This is a genomic window from Variovorax sp. GW458-11-26-14-LB1 (assembly GCF_059423965.1).
In genome coordinates, this window is sequence record NZ_JBWKYW010000007.1 from 50373 (window position 1) to 66689 (window position 16317).

Sequence of the window (16317 nt, forward strand, 5' to 3'; positions counted from 1 at the left end):
GACCCTTCTGTTTTTTCCGCCTGCGCGGGTAGCGCAAAGGTTCAGCGCCTCAGCGTTTCAGCCCCCGCTGCTCGCCCGGCGTGAGCGACTGCATCTGCGCGGTCGTGAGCGCGCCCGCGCCGAGCACCTGCACCACGCCCTTGGGGTCGTAGGCCGCGCCGCTGCGCTCGCGGCCGGCACCGCCGCCACCGCCCTCGCCGCCCGCGGGTTCGTTGCCGAAGCCGAGCACGCGCACGGTGAACACCGAGGGCAGCGCCTGGCGCTGGGCCGCGCGGTCGCGCTGCACGGCGTCCTGCGCCGCGGTGGCGGCCTGCGAGGCGGCGGCGCTGGCGTTGGTGAGCGCGCCCACGTTCACCGCCGCCACCACCGGGACGCCGGTGGACTTGCCCTGCACCTGGATGTTCTCGGCATTGGCCACGCGCAGCGCCGCCAGGTTCACGTTGCCCGACACGCGGATGCCCGCCTCGCCGGCGTCGATGGTGCCCAGCGGCGCGATCAGGTCGATGTCGCCCGGCGGCACCTCGGGGATCGGGTTCAGCGTGGCGATGCCGGCGCCGGTGTTGGGCGTGGTCGGCGACAGGCTGACGTTGCCGGCGTCGTCGTACAGGCGCCGCTGCGGCGTGTAGACCACGGTCGACTTCGAACCGCGCCCGGCGTTGATGTCGCCCTGCGCCGACCAGGCCAGGATGCCGCCGCCGAAGGTGGTGAAGATGCGGCTCTGGCCCAGCAGGATGCTGTCCAGCGAGTAGATCTGCACCTCGCCCGCGCCCTGCGTCAGCACGCCCGAGCCCTCGCCCGGCACGAAGCCGCCGTCCACCCCCACCAGCGTGCGCCCGCCTGGCACGAGGATGTTCACGTTGCCGCCGAAGTTGGTGTGGATGCCGGCATCGAGCGCGTCGTACACGCCGATGTCGCTGGGCCGGCCGGCGGCCGTCCAGGCGTCGCGCCGCAGGTAGCTCTTGCCGGCCTGCGGGCGCTTGGTGAACGGGTCCGAGCTGCTCGCGTAGTAGTTGGCGCTGCTGAACATGGTCAGGTCGCCCTGGTAGCGGCGCGCGCCGCCGTCGGCGCCCTGCGCGGGGAACAGCGTGGCGATGGCCTCGCGCCCGCGCAGGTAGCTGCCCCGGCGCGGACCGCCCTCCTCGTTGTACTCGCGCCCGCCGGCGCGCAGCTCGGCGAAGTACACGTTGCGCAGGTACACCTGCTGCTGCTCGGGCGGCAGCGCGGCGAAGAAGGCCTGTGCGTCCATGCTGGCGGCATCGAAGTGGCGGCCCTGGCTGTTGTTCCCGCCGAAGCGATCGCGCAGCCAGTTCACCAGGTGCAGGCCTTCGGCCAGGCCGAACTCGCGCACCAGGTCGCGGCGCGTGCTGCCGCCGCCTTCGCTGCGCTGGTCGTCGATCTCGGCCTGCTTTCGCTTCAGGTAGGCGTCGGCGCCGGCCTCGTCGCCGCCGTAGCCGAACTGCTGCGACAGCCAGCCGGCCAGCGTGAGCTCGCCGCCGTAGCTGTACAGCGCGGTGCCGGGCTGGTCGGCGAAGGGCTGGCCGCTCGCGGCGCGGCGCCTGGGATCGAGGTAGCGCGCGGCGAAGCCGGCCCAGTCCGGCCCGTCGCGGCCCACGCCCACCGCCACCGAGATGCCGGCGCCGCTGCTGCGGTCGCCCGGCTTCACGTTGACGATGGCGCCCAGGCTCTTGAGCTCGCCCTTGTCGGCCATGTACAGCTCGCGCCCGGCGCTCAGTACCAGCTCGCCGGGGCCGGCGATGTGGAAGCTGCTGTTGCGGATGTCGCGCCCGGCCTCCACCACCGACACGTCGTCGGCGTGGCGGTGCACGATCAGGTTGCCGCGCGCCGAGGCGGCGTTCAGCGTCTGCGGCTGCGGCGGCAGTTCCGGCCGGCCGGGGAAGTCGCGCCCGCGCCAGCCCGCGCCCTCCGACGGCACGAGATCGACCTCGCCCAGCGCGGTGCCGGCGCCGACGATGTCGCGCCCGGCGCGGATCGCCACCGGGCCCGCCCCTTCGTACCAGAGCCCGTTCGGCGTCGCCACGCCGGTGTTGGAGCCGCGGTAGACGATCGAGCCGGTGCGCAGGCCCACGATGTCGCCCTCCAGCGCATAGAAGCGCGACGGCGGCTGGCCCGCCGGCGCCACGTCGGCCACGCTGGGCGAGGTGAGCGTGAACAGCGGAAAGCGCAGCCACGAATTCTGGCCGTCCAGTGCAATGGAGGGCAGCAGCGCGTCGGCGGCCGTGTTGTGGATCAGCTCGCGGCCGTACCAGAGTTCGCCGCCCAGCGCGGCGAAGCCCGGCTGGAACGGGTCCACCAGCCGCGACGGATCGGCGCCCGAGGGCGTGACGGTGTAGCCCGCCGCGTGAATGGAGTCGCGCGCCAGCAGCTCCAGCTGCGCGGTGCGCTTCACCGCGTACTGCGGGCCGACCGGCGACGGCGCCAGCGTGAGGCTCCAGGGCGACAGCACCGGCCCGTTGCTCGATTCGTCGCGCACGCCCGAGCTCGCGCTGCCGTAGTACAGGCTGCCGCTGGCCGCCAGCGCGCGCAGCACCGCCGGGTAGACGAAGCGGCCGTCGGTCGCCTGGTGGTTGGTGCGATCGCCCAGGTCGGTCCAGCCCAGCGTCGGCGTGAGGTTGCCACCGGCGCTGAACAGGTCGATCGCGGTCGACGGCGTCCATAGCGAGAACCAGGTCCAGCCTTCGCCCGGGTGCTGCGTGCCGTTGGCGCTGAAGGGCGTGCCGTGCGTGAGCGTGGGCACGCGCCCCGGATCGGCCACGCCGCCCAGCACCAGGTCGCCGCGCGCCTCGAGCCGCACGCCGGCATCGCCGGGAATCAGCACCGGGCCGCCCGAGGCGATCGACGAGCCGGCGACGTAAGGGCTGAGCGCGCGCGAGTCCTTCGGGCCGGGCGTGCCGAAGTCCAGCTCGATGCCGCCCACCGCGCCGCTTTCCAGCCGCAGCGCGCCGCGCAGGTTGGCGAAGACCCCGTTCAGGTCCAGCCGCATGCGGTCGTAGCGCTGGAGGCTGCCGGCCTGCCAGGTGGTGCTGGCGGGCACGGCGCGCACCTCGGGCGCCGGGTTCAGCGTGCCGCCGATGCGCACGTCCAGGTCGCCGCCGCCGGTCAGCAGCAGCTCGCCCGCGCGCGTCACCCGGCCGGTGCTGCCCACGGCGAGATGCAGGCCCTGGCTGCGTGCCACGTAGGTGGCGCTGTGGTCGCCCATCTGCTCCATCATCCCGGCGTTGCCGCCGGTCTCGAACACCAGGTTGCCGCCGCCCAGCGTGCCGATGCCGGTGAAGCCCACCAGGTAGGGCCAGAGGCCGCCGAGGTCGTAGGTCGTGCCTTCGTGGCCCGCGACGTAGCTGCCGAAGTTGATCCACCACGCGGTGGGCACGCCCTCGGCGCCCGGCACCACGCTGCCGGTGCCCTGGCGCCACAGCCAGTTGCCGAGCATGGCGCTGGGCATCTGCTTGCGGAAGACGCCCAGTTCGTCGGTCGTGCGGCGCATGTTGCCGCGCACGCCGATGGTGTCGCCGCGCGCATCGCCCTGCACGCGCATGCGCAGGTTGCCGCCGTGGTCGGGGTACCAGGCGCGGTACAGGCTCTGGCTGTCGACGAACTGCTCGAAGATGTCGTAGCCGCCGTTGAGCACCGTGCCTTGCGGGCCCTTGGCGCGCGGCAGGTGGAAGTCGGCGTCGTCCGCGCGCGCCGCGGCGCGGGTGCCGGCGGTGTAGATGCCGTAGGGCGAGCGCTGCGTGAAGTCGTTGCCGGCCAGCAGGTCCAGGTCGCCGATGCCGGTGCGCACCACGCTGAACAGCGGCTGGCGCACGGGGTAGGACTTGAAGTCCCAGACCTCGGGGGTTTCGGAGACCAGGTCGCAATAGCCGATGTCGCACATGCCCCAGGACACCTCCTCCGGCGTGAGGATCACGCCCTTTCCGCCCAGGCCTTCGTCCTCCGCTTGCTGGTTCCAGGACCACACCTTGCCGCCGGAGACCAGCTGCTTCGTGAAGGCGTTGCCGTAGTGCGTGTCGGCCAGCAGCAGATCGCGCTGCGGCCCGCGCGGCTGCAGCGCGCGGCTGTCGGCGGCCTGCGTGTCGGCGCCGGCCACCAGGCGCATCGACCACGACTGCGAGCCCTCGGCCAGCATCGGCGCGATGGCGAAGTTGCGGCCCTGGTTGCCGTCGCCATCGGCCAGGCGCAGCCGGACCGACGCCGCGCCGCCGGGCAGCACGACCACCGTCTCGGCCGGGATGACGGCGCCGCGCTGCAGCGGCACCTCGCGCGCCAGCACCGGGCCGTTGTAGCGGTAGAACGGCGGCTGGTTGACGTCCAGCACGGCGCCGTCGGGGAACGGCAGCGGCACGCCGACCGGCCACAGCATCGGGCCGACCTTGGCCGCGCCCGCCAGCCGCACGCCGGGGTCCAGCTGCATGTTCGCGCCCAGCACGAGCGGCTGCGCCAGCACGGTGCCGGCCGCATGAAGGACCTGGCCGGACGCATCGCGCACCGCACCGCCGAGCACGGTGCCCGCGGGCAGCGTGTAGCTCTCGGTGAGCACCGCGCGCACCGGCAGCACGGTGCCGGCGGCCAGGCTCATGGCCTTGAGCGGCGCCTGGAAGTTGAGCGCGCGCCCGGGCTGCAGGAAGGTGTTCTCGGCCAGCGTGACCACGCCGCCGCGCGGCACCACCACGTCGCCGCCGAAGGGCACGCGCCCTTTCAGCAGCACCCAGCCGTCGTCGTCGCGCGTGGCCGGCAGCGCCGAGGTGTCGAAGCCGTCGTTGATGCTGCCGTGGATCTTCAGGTTGCCGCCCGCGCGGATCACCAGCGCGCCGGCCTCGCCCGAGCCGTAGACGCCGGTGCGCTGCGTGCGCGCGTTGAGGCTGTCGTAGCGGAAGGCCGAAAGGTCGAGGTCGCCGTCGATCTGCAGGTCGCCATCGGGCGTCCGGCTCACGACCTGCACGCCGGGGCGCAGGTGGAAGGCATCGCCGTACGCGCGCAGTCCGGCCAGCCGGCCGTCGACCAGCGCGCCGTTGGCCAGCACGTTGCGCATGAAGGCGGTGCTGTCCTCGTGCTTGGCCTGCAGGTAGGCCTGGTCGATGCGCTGGTAGGGCCGCCCGCTGATGTCCGGGTCGGTGCCCGTGGGCGCGTCGTCGTAGCGGAAGAAGCCGTTGACGGTGATCGTGCGCGCGCCCTCGATGCGCTGCGTGCCGCCGGCGTCGATGTCGATGTCGTTGCCGCGCGCGCCGCCCAGGCGCGGCGCGTTGAGCTCCACCGTGCCGAAGGCGCGCGGCGTGCCGTCGGTGCCGGCGCGCAGGTCCATGCGCGCGCCGTTCTCCAGCACGAGGCGGCCCTTGCCGCTGTCGATCTCGATGGTGGCGCGGTTGGGCGCCTCGATGGCCTGGCCGTAGCTGTCCACGCGCAGCCGCGTGCCGTGCGCGTCGAGCAGCGCGTTGCCGGCAATGGTGACGCCGTCGCGCGCCGCCAGCCGGATGCTGCCGACCTGCACGCCGCCGGCGTCCACGGTGCCGGCCACGGTGAGGTGGCCGCCGTCGACCGACAGGTTGATCTCGCGCGCCCTCAGCTCGTCGCCCACCACCAGGTCGCCCTGCTTGAGCTGGAAGCTGCGCTCGCCGACCACGCCGCCGTCGGTCAGGCGGCGGTTCAGGCCCGCGAAGTCGGCCAGGCGCTGTGCGCGCACGTCGATGCGCCCCGCCGCGTAGGGCACCGCCGTGCCGCCCGCGTCGTACTCGCCGCTGCTGCCGCCCACGATACGGCCCAGCAACTCGACCTGCCCGGCGCCCGCGCCGAGCGCGGTGACGGCCAGCCGGCCGGCGCGGTTGTTCTGCGCCGACAGGTCGATCTGCGCGCCCGCGGCCTGGCGCACGTTGCCCGTGCGGCTCTCGATCTCCACGTCGCCGCCCCAGCTGTACTTGTCGACGTCGAAGAAGCGCAGGCGCCGGCCGGCCAGGTCCAGCCGTGCGCCGTCGTGCAGCTGCACGTCGCCGTCGGCGCGCAGCACCAGCTTGCCGCTGGGCAGCACCACGGCGGTGTCGAGCGCCACGCTGCGCCCGTCGATGGCGATCTCGGCACCGAGCGCGCGCGACGCTTCAGCGTCGGTCATCGTGGCCGGCTGCATGCCTTGCGGCGCGGCCACGCGCACGTCGCCGCCGGCGGTGTAGCGCATCACCGAGCCGGCCTCGCCGGTCAACAGCGGCGTGTCGATGCGCAGCGCGCCGCCCGTGCGCACGTAGCCCTTGGCGGCCTCGTCCCACGCGCCCTGTGACTGGTAGACCGAGAGCGAACCCTTCTGCCGCGCCGTGACCTGCTCGCTCGCGTTGAGTTGCACCTCGCCGAAGCCCAGCACCAGCCGGTCCATGTCGTGCACGGTGTCCACGCGCATGTCGCGCGCGGCGCCCAGTTCGATGCGCCGCGCGTCGATCTGCAGCCGGCCGCTGCCGGTGCCCGCGCCGCCGGTGGCCACCAGGCCGGGCGGCGTGCGGGTGCCGTTCCACACCAGCACGTCGGTGTGGATGCGCGCCACGCTGTCGGCATCGCCCCAGCCGTAGATGGCGGGCGTGGTCAGCATCAGGCGCGCGATCGTCGACTGGCCGGTGGCGGGGTCGATGGTCGACAGCTGCGTCGAACCGAAGAAGTTGACCGCGTCGCGCACGGTGAACACCAGGTTCTCCAGCGCGGGTGCGCCGGTGCTGGTGTCGCCGCGCAGCAGGCGGTCGAGCACGGACTGGTTCAGCGTCAGGCCCGGCGGCAGCGCGCCGCGCGCGGCGGCGTCGCCCAGCGCGCGTTCACCGCCCACGTTGATGCCGCCCAGTGCCAGCACCAGGTTGCGCGTGCCGTAGCGCGTGCTTTCGCCCAGCGTGAAGGCCTGATCGGTGGCGGCGGTGATGGTGCCTTCGGAATACAGCCGCGCGCCGGCGCTGCAGCTGCCGCTGGAGGCGCACACGCCGATGTCGATGCGGCCTGGGCCCGTTTGGCCGCCGCTCGACGCAGACGGCGGCTGGATGTCGATCCAGCCGTTGGACACCGCCAGCACGCTGCGCAAGCCCGGCTCGTAGATGTAGCCGCGGCGCGAGTCCCCCGCCGCCGGCCCGCGGCCCAGCGTGTCGATGCCGGCACCGGACTCGACGGTGATGCCCGAGTCGCGGCGGTCGGTGACCAGGAACACCTCGCCCGCGCGCAGCACCGCGCCCTCGCGCAGCACGATGCCCTCGGCGGCGCTGCTGAAGCCCAGGCGGTTGGCGTCCTTCAGCCGGTCGGCCGCGGTGGGGTCCTGCACGAAGGTGCCCGCCGGCGCGCCGCCGATGGCCAGCTGCGCGGCGCCGATGGCGTTGAGGTCGCGCGCATGCAGCGAGGTGCCCTTGAAGTCCGGCGTGGGCGCGGCGCCGTCGCCCAGCACCTCGAAGGAGCGCGCCGTTCCGCCGAGCACCAGCGCCGTGCCGCCCATGCCGTCGCCCACCGTGGCGTAGCGTGCGGTGCCGGCGAAGCGCAGCGCGGGTTCGCCGGGCATCTCGCCCGCCGAGCCCTTCAGGCCGAACTGGAAGCGCAGCGCCTTGGCGTCGCGCTCCAGCAGCGGACGCGGCACGCCGTCGCGCAGCGCCTGCGCCACGGCGAAGTCGGCATAGCCGGTCTCGTTGTACTGCGCGTAGGTGCGCAGCACGTCGCCCGGCGTGAACACCGCCTGCAGCGGCAGCGCGTCGTGGATGCCGGTGCCGGCCACGCCCAATTGCGCGGGCGCGGTGTAGGAGCCGTTGCGCATCGCCGTCGCGCTGCCCGGCGCGCCGACCTGCGCGGCCAGCCCGTTGAGCTCGACGCGGAAGGCGCCGGGCAGCAGCGCGTAGGTAGAGGGCATCAGCGTGTAGCGGCCCGGCGGCAGGCCGGGCACGCCGGCGCCAATGGTGATCTGCCGGCCCAGCGCCGGATCGCTCGCGCCCTTCTCGGCGCCGAGCGGCGCCTGCAGCGGCTGCACGCCCGGCACGATGGCATAGACCGGGTTGGTGGCCAGGCCGGGCAGCACGAAGCCCTTGCGCTGCGCGCCCACCTGCACCAGCGGATGCATGCGCGCGTCGGTGGAGCCGCCGCGACCGGCCAGGAAGGCGGTGCCGGTGAGCGTGCCGCCGCCCGACATGTCGAGCACCGCGCCCTCGCGCACGTCCACCGCGTGGCCGGACAGCGTGATGGCCGGGCCGACGCCGGGCACGCGGTAGGCCACGTCCTTGCCGTTGAAGAGATAGGTCAGCCCGTCCTGCGTGCCGCCGTAGGGCATCAGCAGCCCGTCGGCGCTGACCGAGGTCAGGCTGCCCGCATGCAGTTGCACGGTGCTGGTGGCGGTGTCGCCGAAGACGCTGCCCAGCGCGATGCCGCCCAGCGGCGCGCGCAGCACGCCGCGCTGCTCGATGTGGGCGGCGTGGAAGGTGAGCGAACCGAAGGCCGACTGCGGCATGGCCGGCGTGTCGCCCACGCGCTCGATCACCAGCCGGCGGTTCATGTCCATCTCGGCCTGGCGGGTGCCCCACTTGTCGATGACGTTGCGCTGGCCGACCTGCACCAGCCCGCTGTCGCCGGTGGCCGGATAGATCTGCGCCGCCGCCAGCGTGAGGTCGCCCGGCACGTAGAACCTGGCGTTGTTCGAGAAGCGCAGGTCGCCGCTGCTGCGCAGCAGCGTGCGGTCGAAGGCGTTGCGCTCCACGACCAGGTCCTCGGGCACGTTGCGCACGATGGTGCCGCGCACGCCCTGCTGCACCATGCCCGCCAGGTCGATGAGCTGCGCGTCCAGCCGCAGCGAACTGCCGGCCGACACCAGCGGCACGCCCAGCGTGCCGGCCCCTCCGCCGGCGTTGCGCGAGCCGAGCACCGGGTTGGGCAGGATGTAGTCGTCGGGCTGGGTGCGCCCGCTGGCGGCCAGGCGGATGTAGGGCGCCGCCAGTGCCACGCGCGCATCGGGCGCGGACGCATCGGCCAGGGCCAGCGCGGTGGTGGTCAGGCGCAGGCTCTGGCCCAGCGAGAGATCGACGCTGCCGTCGAAGGACAGCATGCCGTGGCTGAGCAGCGACAGGTTGTCGAAGCCACCGTCGTGGATGCGGTCGACGCCGATGCGCGCCGTGCCGTAGGCCAGCGCGCCGTGCGCCTGGCCCGGACGCAGGCCGGCGGCGTCGGCCACCGCGCTGCGGCCCTGCACCTGCGCCAGCAGCATCTCGCGCGGCACGCGCACCGCGTCGTCGACGTTCTCGCCCTTCAGGTTGTAGCGCGCCACCGTGCCGTAGATGGGCGTGTCCAGGTTCAGCGCCAGCATGCCGCCGGCCGCGCCCGCGCCACCCGCCGCGGCGCGCATGTCGCCGTCCAGGAACAGGCCGCGGAAGGAACTCAGCGCGATGGTGCCGCCGTGACTGGCGACCTCGGTCGCGCCACGGCCCGCCAGGTCGAGCGTTGCCGAGGTGCCCGAGGCCTCCAGCCGCGCGCCGGGGCGCAGCACCACGAAGGCATCGGCCGCGTCCACCTGCGTGGCATCGAGCACGTGGCGCCCGCCGATCTCGATGGTGCCGCCGTTGGCCACCTGGCCGTAGCGGTGGCCGCGCGCGTCGGTGGCCACCACCGGGCGCGCGGCGACGTCGATCAGCGCGTGCTCGCCGATCCAGTACGAGCGCGCGTTGGGCATGCCGTCGGCCAGGTTGCGCGCGTTGCTCATGCCGTGCTCGCCCGGCAGCAGCGCGACGCGCCCGCCCCAGGCCGAGAGCGTGCCATCGACCGTGATCTGGTCGTTGCCGCGCAGCGTGAGCGTGCGGCCGGGATCGAGCGCGATGTGGGCGCCCTCGCCCACCACCAGCGGCGCGCGCTGGTAGAGCGTGCCGGCCTCCAGCGTCAGGTCGGCGCCGGCGCGCTGGGTGAGCTTCTGCTTCACCGGATCGTCCTGGTACACCGGCGGCATCCACAGCGGCAGCGCGGTGGACGGGTCGGCGCCGGTGGGCGCGAGCGCGCCGGCGACGGGGTCGAAGCGCTGCACCGGCATGCGCACGTCCACGCGCGCGCCGTCGGCCACGGCCACGCCGTCCTGGCCGCGCACCGTGTATTGCGCGAAGCCGCTGCGGAACAGGTCGGTGTCCAGGCGCAGCAGCGGCTGCACCGCGACCGCGCGCGGCAGCGCGGTGCCGGCGACGATCGGCGTGCCCGCGGGCATCACGGTGTCGGCGGCGGCCACCGTGCCGGCCTTGTACGACGTGGTCTTGGGCGGGATCGGCAGGCCCGAGGGGAACACGTCCTTGGGCAGCACGTAGCCCTGGGCCAGCAGGGTGATGGCCGCCAGCACGCTGCCGGCCGGCACCGTCTGGCCCGGCTCGTAGCCCTTGCCATCGAGCAGGAACGCCTGCGTGCCCGGCGGCACCACCCAGTCGGCGCCGGTGATGACGGTGCGCGCGTTGCTGACGCCGGGTTGCACGCTCTCCTTGAGCGCCTCGCCCGGCAGCGCGCGCGACACCGTGACGGCGAAGTCCATCGGGATCTCGCTGCCGGCGGCGATGACGTAGTCGCCGGCCAGCCGCAGGTGCACGGTGCTGCTGCGCCCCGCCGCGAGCTGTCCGTCGCCGCCCGCGGGCAGCTCGCCGATGCCGATGGCCGCGCCGTTGGCCAGCGTCAGCTTGCCGCCGCCCTTCACGCCGTGGCCGCGCACCTCGCCGTCCATGCGCAGCGTGCCCGGGCCCGCGCCTTCGTTGCCGGGCTGGGCCGCCATCAGCGTCACGTCACCGCCACGGCCGCCGCGCAGTTCGTTGCCGGCCAGCAGGGCCGCGCCGCCCGACACGTCGACCAGGCTGCGCGCGCCGAGCACCACGTCGCCGGTGCTGCGCAACGTGACCTGCCCGCCGTCCACGTAAGGCAGGCCCTCGATGCGGTCGGGCGACTGCGCGATGTGGCTCCACAGGCCGCGCGCATCCAGCCGCACGCCCTCGCCCACCGCCACACGCGGCGCGTAGCCGACCGGCAGCACGTCGGCGATGGAGATGTCGACCCAGCTGCCGCCGTTGGCGCTGGCGAAGCGGCTGACCAGGTCGCCCAGCGCGATGCTGCCGCCGCGCGCGACCAGGTCGGCGTCCACCGCCACCGTGGGTGCGTGCAGCGCGATGCTGCCGCCGGGCGCGACCGCGAGCGCGGACGTCACCGCCACCGTGTCGTTCGCATAGGCGACGACGCCGCCCAGGCGCTGGCGCTGCAGCCACTGGCTGTCGATGCGCACATGGCCCGCGAGCTCCTTCGGCAGTGCCTCGCCGGCGGCCAGCGCATCGGCCAGCGCATCGGCCAGCGAGGCGGGCGAGATCGGCACCTCGGCGAAGGTGACGCGGTCGACCCGCGCGGACGGGTTGTCGCGCAGCAGGCCGGTGGCGGCGTCGTACACCGGCGCCACGCCGCCGATGACCAGGCGCCCGGCCAGCGGGGCCGCGGTCTGCAGCTGGCGGTAGCTGTCCAGCCCCGCATCGCGCTTGCGCTGCTGGCGCTCGCCCTGGAACACGGTGGCGTCGATGTCGCCCTCGAGCACCGCGGCGCGCGTGCCGACCTGCACCTGGCCGGCGTCGCGGCCCACGGTGTAGCCGTTTTCCAGCCGTTCGCGCGGCGCGATCAGCGGGTTGTAGAAGTAGCCGGTGGTGGTCTTGCCCCAGCGCGCGTGTTCGTCCTCGAAGCCGCGGTACAGGCCGGTGTAGACGATGTCGGCCGGCGCGGTCGACAGGTTGTACAGGCGCCCGTCGGGGCCCTTGAGCCAGCTCTGCTGCAGCCGGCCGGTCTGCACGTCGAGCGTGCCGCCGGCCACGTTGATGCGCGAGCCACGCTGCGTGACCAGCTCGCCGCCGGCGAAGGCCACCGTGCCGCCCGACGCGGCCCATTCGCCGACCGTGTGGCCGTCGGTGTTGAGGTAGCCGCCGACCTCCAGCAGGCCGCCGCCGGTGTACCAGCGCTCTCCGGCGTAGCCGTTGACGCCGGCCGCCACGCGCACGAGATCGCGGCGGTCGATCCACATGTCCAGGTTGTTCAGGCGCTTGCCGTCGCGGTTGAGCGGCGCGTCGCGCTGCTCGTTGCCCTGCACGTTGATCTTCACGTTGTTCGACGCCATGGCCACGCCGACGCCGACCGCGCCGGCCACGTCGATGGCGGCGCCGCTGGCCACGCGCGTGCGGCGCTCGGCGCGCGCCTGCACCTGGCCGCCGGTGGCCAGGGTGAGCGAGCCGCCGTCGAAGTCGATGTCGCCGGCCGAGTCGATCTTCACCAGCGACTGGTCGCGGCGGTTGTAGCCGCCGTCGCTCAGGCGCATCGAGTCCTTCAGCAGGGTGTCGCGCTGCACGTCGAGCGCGGTGGCGCCGTCGTTCTCCAGCACGATCGCGCTGGTGCTCTGCGGCGCCAGCGTGACGCGCGCCTCGCCGGCCTCGCCCACCGCCCGCAGGTGCAGCGTGCCGCGCGTGTTGACCGAGCTGCTGGACAGCAGCACGCCCTGCTGCTCCACGGTCTTGCCGACCAGGGTCACGTCGCCGGTCGGCGCGGCGATCAGGCCGGTGTTGCGCACGCGGCCGGCGGCGCTGCCGGCCAGGCGCAGCGGATCGACCTCGTTGCCGCGCGTGCTCGAGTCGCTGTTGCCGTCGGTGCCCATGCCCTTGCGGATCACGAAGGCGTCGCCGGCGGCCAGCACGGTCTGGCCGTTGGCGGTCGTGATGCTGCCGTGGTTGTGGGCCTCGCGCCCGGCCAGCAGCACATAGCCGCCGCCCTCGGTCACGCTGGTGGGCCGGCGCGTGGCGATGCGCGCACCGGGCTCCACCACCACGTCGGCGGTGGCCGCGCCGTGCGTGGCGCCGGTGGCGTGGAGCACCAGGTCGTTGGCCAGCACCGGCACCTGGGTGCTGCCGCGCGTTTCGCTGTACAGGCCGCGCTTGAACTGCGCGTCGCTCATGCCCACGGCCGCGGCCACGAGGTTGCGCGTGTCGACCTGGCTGCTGCCGCTGAACACGATGCCGTTGCGGTTCACGACCATCACCGTGCCGTCGGCCTGGATCTGCCCCTGGATCTGCGAAGGCCGCGCCTTCGGGTCGTTCACGCGGTTGAGCACCGACCAGCTGGCCTGCTGGTCGAACTTCACGGTGGTGTTGCGCCCGACGTTGAAGGTCTCCCAGTTGAGGATCGCCTTGTCGGCGGTCTGCTCGACCGTGACCACGGTGCGGCCCGCGGCCTGGCGCTGCGAATCAGTGGTGAGCGGGCGCGCGTTGTGCCAGCCGGCGGTGAGCGAATTCGTGTCGACCTTCAAGCCGCCTTCGGCCAGGCCATCGGGCACCGAGGGGTCGAGCTGCGCGGCGGCGCGCGCCGCGGCCTGCGCCGACTGCTGCGCGGCGATGGCGCGCGCCGCCAGGTTCAGGTTGCCGAGGGACTGCTGCAGCTGTTCGTTGGCACGCTGCTGCTGCGCCTGCGGCCCCGCGAGCATCGCGGCGGGCAGGCCGTTGGGCAGGCGGCCGGTGGCGAGCGCGGTGCTCTGCGCCATGTTCTTCTGCGCCATCCAGGCGCCGCTGAACGCCTGCTGCGCCTGCGCGCCGTCGAACGCGGCGCCGCCGGCCAGCAGCAGCGCGATGGCGCGCACCAGCGGCGTGAGCCGGACCTGCGCGGATGCGGCAGACGAATAAGAAGAAGAGGACGCGTTCGGCGGATTGCGCCGGGACACCGTGCGGCGGCTGCTGCGTTGCATGCGGACTTCCATGGGTTCGTGTTTCGTTGCTCGATCGGGGCCACGAAGCGCAAGGGCCCGTGGACTACCGAGCTATGACAGCGAAGGTCCGGCGCGACTGCACCATGTCACGAAATCTTCACGAACGCACTTCAGGCGCTCGCGGCGCCCAGCAGCACGATGCCGCCGGGCAGCTGCGTGAGTTCGGCGCCGTACACGTCGCGCACGAGGAAGGCCACGTCGTCCAGCCGGTCGATGGAGAAGCTGGCCTGCACGCGGCTGCGGCCCAGCGCCTCGTTCGTGAGGATGAGCCGGCCGTGGCGGTAGCGGTTGACCTCGGCCACCACCTGCGACAGCGGCACCTGGTCGAACACGAGCTGGCGGCGGCGCCAGGCGACGACCGGGCCGGTGTCCACGCCCGTGACGACGCCGAGCCCCGCGGGGCCGTAGCGCAGCTGCCGGCCTTCGTCGAGCCGCGCCTGCTGCGTGCCTTGCGCCACGTCGACCTGGCCCGCCAGGCAGGTCACGCAAACCTCGCCGTCCAGGTGGCGGATGTTGAAGCGCGCGCGCGTCGCCGACACCGTGCCGCCGCCCGCCGCGACCGTGACGCGCGCCGAGGCCGGACCGCCGGCCAGCACCTCGGCCTCGCCGGACACCAGCTCGATGGCCTCGCCTGCAAGCTCCGGCGTCGCGCCGCGCCGCAGGTTGATGCGCGTCTGCGTGTTCATCTGCAGCACCACGCCGTCGCCCATGGCGACCTCGCGCTGCTCGCCGGTGGCGGTGCGGTAGTCGTCGCCCCATTCGGCGACCGAGGGCCACAGCGCCAGCGGCGGCGACACCGCGAGGTAGGCGACCGACGCCGCAACCGCGCCGCCCAGGAAGGCACGGCGTCCGGGCACCGGCAGGCGGCGGTGGGCCGCCTCGCGCGCTTCCTGCTGGCGCACGCGCTGCGCGGCCGGCGCCATGGCCTGCCACACCTGGCGTGCATGCACGAAGGCCTGCGCGTGGTCACGGCTGCGCGCGCACCAGCGCCGGAAGGCCTGGGCGTCGTCTTCGGTGGCCTGTTGCGAGCCGAGCCGCACCACCCAGGCTTGCGCTTCGCGTTGCAGGGTCTGCTTCATGGCCTCGGTCGCCTGGGATTCTTCAGCGGTCATCATGGGGAGACTGTTTTCCGGCGCCAGGACCGAAGCGCTGGATGAAATCCCGCCCGAGCCGCTCGCAGCAATGTTCCAGGCCGGCGCGCAATTCCTTCTCGACGGTGCGCGCCGACACGCCGTAGCGCGCCGCGATGTCCTTGTGCGGCATCTCGTCGACACGCGCGGCCAGCACGATGGCGCGGCGGCGGCGCGGCAGCTCGGCCAGCGCGCGCTCGAGGGCCTCGAGTTCGTTGCGCGCCTCGGCGCCGCGCGCGGGGTCGGCGGCCTCGTCGGCCATGTCGTACAGCGCCTCGACCTCGCCCACGCTCAGCAGCCGCGCGTTGCTCTTGCGCTGGTCTTCCGCCACGTTGAGCGCAATGCGGAACAGGTAGGCCGAGGGGTAGCGCACGGCGCTGCGCACGGTCGAGTTCTCCACGCGCAGGTAGGCCTCCTGCAGCGCGTCGTTGGCGAGGTCTTCCGAACCGAGACGGTGGTGCAGGTGCTTGCGGAACTGCGCATAGCGCGCGAGGAACAGCGCACGCAGCGAGGCCTTGATCGATTCGGACATGTGCCTCAGCCTGCGCGCGCGCGCAGGTACGGCCGGCAGTCGCGCGCCGGGTCGGGGCGCGGGGTCAGCAGCAGCGTGACGGGCTGCGGCAGCGCGGCCGGCGGCGGCGTGTCCAGGCCGAGCGTGCGCAGGCTGGCGAGCACCGTGGCATCGCGCGCCGGCACGCCGCTGCCCTCGAGCAGGCGTGCCTCGGTGACGGCGCCCGCCGGGTCGATCCACAACTGGACCGCGAGCCGGTAGCGGCCGAAGGCGTCGGGCTGCGCGATGCACAGCACGCGCGTGACCGCGCCCTGCAGCACGGCCGCGTAAGCCTGCAAGGCCGGGGCATTGCCGGCCGGGGCGGCGCCCGCCGGCGCGCGTTCGTCCGGGACGGCGGTCGCCGGCTGTGTCGGCACGAGCGTGAACGCGCTGGCGCCGGTGTAGCGCGCCACCAGCCCGGTGCCCACGAGCATCCGCTGCAGCGCGTCGCGCGGCGCGAAGTCGCCCTGCACCGGCGACGCCTCGCGGCCGTCGGTGAGGCGGCTGGTGACGAGCACCGAGTGACCGGTGAGGTGGCCGAAGACGGCGAGGGAGCGTGCCAGCGGCTGCGCCGGCAGGTCGAAATGCAGCGCCGGCGCGTCGCTCACCATGTCGTCGGCTGCCGCGGCGTGGGCGGCGCACATCACCAGCGCCATGACGAGGCACCAGGACAGTGTCAGGCCACCGCCCGATGCGGAAGTACGTGTCATGTGACGGAGGATCAACAGCAGCAACGAAGGGTCTGGAAAGTGGCCGTCCGCCGTGCGGCCCGGGTGAGCGTGCGGGCGAGACTAGCGACCGCGCATGACCGACATGTGACGTTTCGTTCACACTTCCGACCTCGCGAGATTCCGTCTTCTTCCTGACTTGCACGCGGTCCAGACTGCCCGGTTGGCCGT

At 73.7% G+C, this 16317-nt stretch carries 4 protein-coding genes; all 4 read right to left on the reverse strand.

Going from position 1 to position 16317, the window contains the following annotated elements; translation table 11 throughout:
* Nucleotides 1-49 precede the first annotated feature (49 nt).
* The 4 genes from AC07YS_RS07275 to AC07YS_RS07290 all read right to left on the reverse strand — a co-directional run bounded on the left by AC07YS_RS07275 (nt 50) and on the right by AC07YS_RS07290 (nt 16128).
* Nucleotides 50-13717: a filamentous hemagglutinin family protein gene (locus AC07YS_RS07275; protein WP_495267774.1), complete on the reverse strand. Its 13668-nt coding sequence runs from the start codon at nt 13715-13717 to the stop codon at nt 50-52.
* Between the two features lie 131 nt (nt 13718-13848).
* Nucleotides 13849-14850 (reverse strand): FecR family protein, encoded by a 1002-nt coding sequence (locus AC07YS_RS07280; RefSeq protein ID WP_495273705.1) that lies wholly within the window; start codon nt 14848-14850, stop codon nt 13849-13851.
* The gene (locus AC07YS_RS07285) at nt 14840-15400 is read right to left on the reverse strand and encodes an RNA polymerase sigma factor (RefSeq protein ID WP_070061200.1); all 561 of its coding nucleotides are present in this window, start codon (nt 15398-15400) and stop codon (nt 14840-14842) included. Before AC07YS_RS07285 ends, AC07YS_RS07280 begins: the two co-directional genes overlap by 11 nt.
* A gap of 5 nt (nt 15401-15405) precedes the next feature.
* Nucleotides 15406-16128: a secretin and TonB N-terminal domain-containing protein gene (locus AC07YS_RS07290; protein WP_495267776.1), complete on the reverse strand. Its 723-nt coding sequence runs from the start codon at nt 16126-16128 to the stop codon at nt 15406-15408.
* Between the last annotated feature and the right edge of the window lie 189 nt (nt 16129-16317).